Origin of the sequence: Nocardioides caldifontis (assembly GCF_008087345.1) — a bacterium.
GTDB classification, from domain to species: domain Bacteria; phylum Actinomycetota; class Actinomycetes; order Propionibacteriales; family Nocardioidaceae; genus Marmoricola_A; species Marmoricola_A caldifontis.
In genome coordinates, this window is record NZ_VHIB01000014.1 from 129,621 (window position 1) to 136,336 (window position 6,716).

At 66.6% G+C, this 6,716-nt stretch carries 6 protein-coding genes; 4 read left to right on the top strand and 2 right to left on the bottom strand.

What is annotated here, in order from left to right:
• Positions 1-120: 120 nt before the first annotated feature.
• Positions 121-1,647 (top strand): MFS transporter, encoded by a 1,527-nt coding sequence (locus tag FIP57_RS20370; protein ID WP_148575391.1) that lies wholly within the window; start codon positions 121-123, stop codon positions 1,645-1,647.
• Between the two features lie 209 nt (positions 1,648-1,856).
• Here FIP57_RS20370 and FIP57_RS20375 read toward each other — a convergent pair whose 3' ends face one another.
• Both FIP57_RS20375 and FIP57_RS20380 read right to left on the bottom strand, forming a co-directional pair.
• On the bottom strand, positions 1,857-2,798 hold the full coding sequence (locus FIP57_RS20375; RefSeq protein WP_162529898.1) for an HIT family protein: 942 nt from the start codon (positions 2,796-2,798) through the stop codon (positions 1,857-1,859).
• A complete protein-coding gene (locus tag FIP57_RS20380; RefSeq protein ID WP_148575393.1) occupies positions 2,795-3,286 on the bottom strand; it encodes a TIR domain-containing protein in 492 nt (163 codons plus the stop codon). The genes FIP57_RS20375 and FIP57_RS20380 overlap by 4 nt, the downstream gene beginning before the upstream one ends.
• Positions 3,287-3,606: 320 nt before the next feature.
• Between FIP57_RS20380 and FIP57_RS20385 the strand changes: the two genes are divergently transcribed.
• From FIP57_RS20385 to FIP57_RS20395, 3 genes are all read left to right on the top strand, one after another.
• Positions 3,607-4,782: an IS110 family RNA-guided transposase gene (locus tag FIP57_RS20385; RefSeq protein WP_203231370.1), complete on the top strand. Its 1,176-nt coding sequence runs from the start codon at positions 3,607-3,609 to the stop codon at positions 4,780-4,782.
• 541 nt (positions 4,783-5,323) lie between these two features.
• Positions 5,324-5,692 (top strand): helix-turn-helix transcriptional regulator, encoded by a 369-nt coding sequence (locus FIP57_RS23780; RefSeq protein WP_203231371.1) that lies wholly within the window; start codon positions 5,324-5,326, stop codon positions 5,690-5,692.
• A gap of 55 nt (positions 5,693-5,747) precedes the next feature.
• Positions 5,748-6,611, top strand: a complete 864-nt coding sequence (locus tag FIP57_RS20395) for a site-specific integrase (RefSeq protein ID WP_148575394.1) — start codon at positions 5,748-5,750, stop codon at positions 6,609-6,611.
• Positions 6,612-6,716 lie beyond the last annotated feature (105 nt).

Sequence of the window (6,716 nt, forward strand, 5' to 3'; positions counted from 1 at the left end):
CCCGGTCATCTGACCGGGGTGAACCACGCCGATCGCGTCCACGCTCAACAGCACTGCCTCACCAGCTCACAAGCAATGACCTCGCCGTGGCCGTCCAGACCGACACCTGAAGGAGATCCGATGTCCGCCACCGACACTCACCCGGAACCGGCACAACCCGGCCCGGCCCGCGCCCACCCCTCCATCCCCGCGTCCCACATGAGCGCCACGCATGCCGCCGACGAAGCCACCGACGCGGTCACCGCACGGCGGCCATGGACGCTGCTCATGGTCACCCTGGCCGCCCAGATCCTGGTCGTGCTCGACATCTCGGTGGTCAACACCGCACTGCCGACGATCGGGAACTCACTGCGGCTCAGCGGCGGCGAGCTGCAGTGGTTGGTCACGGCCTACCTGATGATGTCCGGGGGAGGGTTGCTGCTCGGCGGCCGTATCGCCGACCTGCTCTCCCGCAGACGGGTCTTCCTCACCGGTCTGACCCTGTTCACCCTCGCCTCTCTGGTCAGCGGTTTCGCCGACACGGGCGGCCAGCTCATCGCCGCCCGCGCCGTCCAGGGACTCAGCGCCGCGCTCCTCACCCCATCGGCGCTGTCGCTGATCATGACCGGCTACGAGGACACCCAGCGCAAGACCGCGCTCGCACTCTGGGGTGCGGTCGGCAGCCTCGGCGTCGCCGGTGGCGTGCTCCTCGGCGGCGCCCTGACCAGCTGGGCCAGCTGGCAGGCGATCTTCTGGATCAACGTCCCCATCGGAGTGCTCGCCCTGGTCGTCGGCCGCCGCGTCATCACCAACGACACTCCCGAGCGTCGCCCCACGGTCGGCGAGTTCGACCTCCCCGGAGCCGTCACGGTCATCAGTGGGCTCAGCGCCCTCGTCTACGGCCTCGGCGCCACCGACACCCACGGCTGGTGGTCGGTACACACCGTCACCGCCCTCACCGTGGGCGCCGCGCTGCTGGTCGGGTTCCTCGAGCTCGAGCAGCGAGCCGCCAGCCCCCTGTTGCCGCCGCACATCTGGAAGCTCAAGCCGCTGGTCTCAGGCACCGCGGTGATGCTCGGAGTCACCGGCATCCTCGTCGGTGTCGTGTTCCTGGCCTCCATCTTCTTCCAGACCGTGCTCGGCTACTCGGCGCTGGAGACCGGCCTCGCGTTCCTGCCGTTCGCCCTCGCGATCACCCTCGGCACTGTGGTCGCCCGGCATTTGCTCGGCCACGCCTCCCCGCGGGCCATCGCCGCCGGCGGCATGCTCCTCGCCGCCGCCGGTGCCGCCTGGTTCTCCACCGCCGGCACCGGCGCCGGCTACGCAGGCGACCTGCTTCCGGCACTGACCATCGTTGGTCTCGGTGTCGGCATGGTGTTCGTCGCGGTCTCGGTGACCTCCATGACCGGCATCCCCACCTCCCACGCCGGGGTCGCCTCCGGCTTCCTGATGACCGGGCACGAGGTGGGCGCGGCCCTCGGGGTCGCCGTCCTCTCCGCGGTCGCCAGCACCGCCGGGACGTTGACGAGCCCAGCCGGCGCCGCCGACGCGTTCTCTCGCGGAATGCTCGGCGCCGCCATGATGGCGGTTCTGGTGGGCTTGGTGGCGCTGTTCCGCATGTCCGCCATGAAAGTTGCCGCCGATGCGAAGGTCTCAATACACCACTGACCCGCAGTCCCCACGGCCAAGTCCTGATCTTCGCCCCGCGCACGTGAACTCGTGCGCGGGGCGACTCGGCGAGTTACGAGAGAAGTCGTGCCCTAAGACGGTGCATCTGCGGCATCACGCCGTAGATCACGATCGGGACGGGTAGCCGCCCTCAACGCGGCAGATCCGGGCGAGCGTAGCCGCCCTCAACGCGGCAGATCCGGACGCGATCATGGCTTCTGACTATGCGTCTCTGTGGGTGACTTCGTATCCGCAGGCTGTGCTTCCGGACCCGCAATCAGTGCGATGACCAAGAGCACGCCGCCGACGACGGCGAGCGGAGCATAGAAGAGCCAGATGGACCAGTTGCGGAAGTGATTCGGCCACCACCACCGTGAGGGACGACCCTCGGTGGCTAGGCCCTTCATAGACAACGGGACAACTGTGTTGTCGTCGGCAATCGAGTTGTAAACCTTTCGAGCACGACGCTCGGCGTTGAGGTATCTGGCGTCTAGAGCTGCAAACGACACTAGGACCAGGATGCCGAGGGCGATGAAGGGCCAACTATCTCTCACTAGAGCCACGCCGAATGCGGCGCCAGCGAGCGTGACCGACCATCCCTTCGCTGCGGCTGACGAGGCCGCCATCCGCGCGATGGCTGCCGAGATCAGGTCGACATGCTTGCGTCGATCCTCCCGGTCCTGCTCGCTGGTCATGTCATACCCGGCAGGCTTGGAGGTCGCCACGGCTGCATCAAGGGCCGACCGCATCGCATCCAGTTCTGCTGTCGACCACGTGGGGTTCGGCGTTGGCCAGAAGTCGAGCACGGCATCATTCGCCCATCGAGGCAGGACGTGCACGTGCAGGTGGTTGACGGTCTGAGTGGCCGCCGACCCATTGGACTGGATCACATTGAGACCCTCGGGCTGCATGGCGTCGCGGGCAGCGCCAGCAACGCGCAGGACCTCCGAGGCTAGAGTTCGGGCCGCTCCCTGAGACAGAGCCCAGATGTCGGAGACGTGATCGTCCGGGACCAATAGAACGTGCCCGCGGGTCGCCGGCTCATCCGGCAAGAACACCGTGACACCGCGTGCCCGCGAGACGACCCGAGCCGGCGCGTCCCCCGCGATGATGTCGCAGAAGGCGCACCCCGGCTCGCGAGTCGGGCTCACCAGGACCGCTTGACCGCGCCGTTTACCCAGGACTCAAAGTTGTCCCGGATGGTGGCGTACACAGCCTTGCTGTCGCCTCCGCTGGGATTGTGGAGGGTGACGTAGCGGCTGAGCGGCGTGCCGTCACTGTCGAAGACCTTGCCGAACGGGTCGTCGCCGTAGGTCCCCTTGTTGCCCTGCAAGTCGAGCATCCCGTGCACACGGATGCCGACGAGGGGTTTCTTGTCCTTCCACGCCTTCTCGATCTCGTACTTGACCCACTTGCGTGAAGCGGTTCCACCGCCGACCAACACGACCACTGCGTCCTTGCCGGCCATCTCCCTCGCGATCCAGTTCTTGACCGCCTGGTCTCCTTCCCCCTTGATCGCTTCCCATCGCTGGGCGCTGACCTCTTCCCGGTCCTCCTCAATCGCGCCGATGTTCCGGATGCGCTGACAGCGCGTCACGTCACCGTCGTAGTGAAAACTCAGAAAGACCTTCTTGGCCATGTGGCACTCCCCTGTTTGCTGACCCTGGACTGAACTCTCCGAATGCTGCCACGACGGGCAGACAGTTCGGAGCAGTGAGCAACTACCGCTCATCGGCTACTTGTTCCATTGACCCCAGGACCGGTGCCTGGCGAGGCTCGGTTCAGGCGTCCGGGGTTGTCGCTCTCATTTCGGCTGCTCACGTTGGTGTGGCTCTCATTTGGCCTGCGCATCCCCGGACGTCGCCAGGGCGGGAGAGGCTCAAGAGGGGTTTGCCCTAGCTCTAAGTAGCGTTGCCCTCCCAGCTCGACAGCTCCATTTGGTTCGAGTTCGGAGGACACATGAACGAGACGCCGCGGGTGGTCATCGGAATGGACCCCCACAAACGCTCGGTGACGATCGAGGTCATGACGAGCGACGAGTCCATCGTCAGCAAGGGCCGGTTCGGCACCGACCGCGCAGGACACGACGCGATGCTGCGTCAGGTGAAGGCATGGCCCGACCGGGTCTGGGCGATAGAGGGATGCCAGGGCATCGGCCGCCACGTCGCCAACCGGCTGCTCGCCGACGGCGAGAAGGTCGTCGACGTTCCGCCCAAGCTGTCTGCTCGGGCACGTGTGTTCGCGACCGGTCAGGGCCGTAAGACCGACGCGACCGATGCCCACTCGGTCGCCCTGGTCGGGACGCGGATGAGCGGGTTGCGTCCGGTCGTCAACGACGAGCAACTCGCCGTGCTGCGGATCCTGGTCGATCGCCGACGATCACTGGGTGATGAGCACACGCGCAAGATGTCCCAGGTCCACCATCTGCTGCTGGAACTGATCCCTGGCGGGGCGAAGAAGGACCTCAGCGCGGCCCAGGCCAAGGCGCTGCTGGCCACCGTCCGGCCGCGCGACATCGCCGGCAAGACAAGGCGGCGCGTGGCGGCCGAACTCATCGCCGACCTCGAGCGGATCTACCTGCGCAAGAAGGCCGCGAACAAGGAGCTCACCGAGCTGGTCGCCACGACCGGCACCAGCCTGCTCGGGCTCGAAGGCATCGGCCCGTCGGGGGCCGCGCGGTTGCTCGTCGAGGTCGGCGATATCACCCGGTTCCCGGACAGCAACCACTTCGGTTCCTGGACCGGCACCGCCCCGATCGACGCGTCCTCGGGCGAGAACGTCCGGCACCGTCTCTCCCGTGGCGGCAACCGCCAGATCAACCGCGTGCTGCACATCATGGCCGTGGTCCAGCTGCGTCACGCCACCGAAGGCCGCGCGTATTACGACCGCACCAAAGCGCGCGGCAAGACCTCCAACGAGTCCATGCGACTGCTCAAACGACGGCTCTCCGACATCGTCTATCGCACGATGGTCAACGATGCCGCGAGGCACATGGCGACGGGCCCGGGAGGGCAACGGGGCAACGTCTCTGACTCCAGCGCGGCCGGCTCACAACCCCAACACCAGCTCTTCGGACAAGCCACTCCGGGGCCCGCCTCTCAGCACTCTAAGCCCGCACTCCCGAAGGTGTCTTGACACAGAGGGGAGCCAGATCCGTGCGTTGAGGCGCCCGGATATGGGTGTTCTCGGTCTCGCACTTCTGTCGCGCAGCGACATCGAAGCTGGGTTGCTCGTCGAGAGTTGCCAACGCAGTGTCAGCACTTGAGCAGTGACACCTTTGTGACACTTTTGCCGCGCACAAGTGTGTGCTTGGCTGCACGAAAGCGACTATGTATGAGGCGGTTGGTGTGAGGGTGTCCGGGCATCGGAGCAGGGTGCCAATGCAGCGTTGTCGCAGGTCAGCGCACATGTCTGCCGATGCGAGCAGCCTGGAGACCAAGGCTGTCCGAGCCTTCGCCACGGAGTACCGCTCGACCCACGTCCGACCGGAGGGTTGTTGGTTCGAGTCCAACCGGGGGAGCCACCGAACCCCGCCTGACCTGCGGAGACGCGTCAGGCGGGGTTCTCCTGTTTCGACCCAGAGCCGCGCTAATGACAACTTTGCGACAACTTTGGGGCCGCGAAGCGCCCTGACCGAGGGCCGCTGCAGGGGGCTCCGGCGCACCTGGCTTGCGCCATGTCCAGCCACTTCGCGCCGTCCGCCCCTGGCCTCCCGGAAGACCTCGCCGCGTACCGTCTGCTCACCTCGGACGAGGCGGCCCTGGTCCTGTGCGTCCCGGTCGCCACCCTCCGGATGTGGCGCTCCCGACGCCGTGGCTACGGCCCGCGCGCCGTCCAGGTTGGCGGCAGTGTCCGCTACCGGCTGGCCGACCTCCTTTCGTGGATCGACGACCACACGGAGACCGACGAAGGTCAGCTTCCCGATGGCGTGGAGGCGTCGAAGCGCGGCAAGGCCTCCCCGGCCGATCTGCCGAGCCTGACCCGAAGGCGTCGCCCGGCTCAGATCGCTCGCCAGCGCTCTCACACAGACCAAGCAGCGCCCTAACGGCGGCATCCGAACGGTTGCCGCGGGGCCGGCGCCCGTACTCAAGGACCACCGCATGGCACGTACGTCTCTCAACCCCGGCGAGATCGGCAAGATCACCGCCACGCAGCTCGGGTCCGGCCGATGGGAGGCCGGTGCCGTCTACCGCGACCACGCGGGCGTCACGAACAGGTGCCGCAAGAAGGGCCGCACCGCCGCTGCGGCGCGACAAGCACTCATGGACGAGTTAAGGGAACGACTCGAGGCCGACTCTTCTCACGGCGAGGTAGGGCCGAGCACGCTAGTGGCCACAGCGGTCGAGACCTATCTCCAACGCAGACTGGAGGATGCTCGGAATGGCGTCGGTCAGGCCAACCCGCGCAGCATCAAGATCTATCGCTCGGTAGCGGCCAACTGGATCGTCCCGATACTGGGAGAGCTTCAGGTCCGCCACCTAACCCCGGGACGCCTGGACGGGTACTTCCGCAGGGATGTGCCCCCGAGCCGCTACCCCGACGTCCGCAAGGTCCTCCATGGCTTCCTCGGGTGGCTCGTGGTTCAAGGGGCGCTACGTACCGACCCTCTTGCGAACGTCCAGAGCTACCAGCGAAAGGACGTGCAGCGGCGGTCCAAGGATCGAGAGGTGACGGCTTCCGACCTGGCTGCCGTGTTGGAAGCGATCGAGGCGTGGATGACGGCGGAACGGCCAGGGCCGCGACCGAGCTCGGTGTATCGCGACCTCGTCGTGTTCATTGCCGGCACCGCCTGCCGTCCCGGCGAGGCCCTCGCCGTGCGACGTCAGGACATCGACTTCGCATACCCGGTGGAGCCCGGAGTGACGAGACCGGTCGTCCACATCACCGGAACAGTGGTGATCGACGATGCGACCGGCAATCTGACGCGCCAGCCGCACACTAACCTCGCGCTTTCACGTCGCTGAGGTGGTGTACGGCGCGTAACGCACGGAAGTGCCTGTTCTGCACGGGATTCTTGGATTGCTGAAGTCAAAGAAGCCGAGCGGAAAGGCACTCCGTAGGTGAAGCGT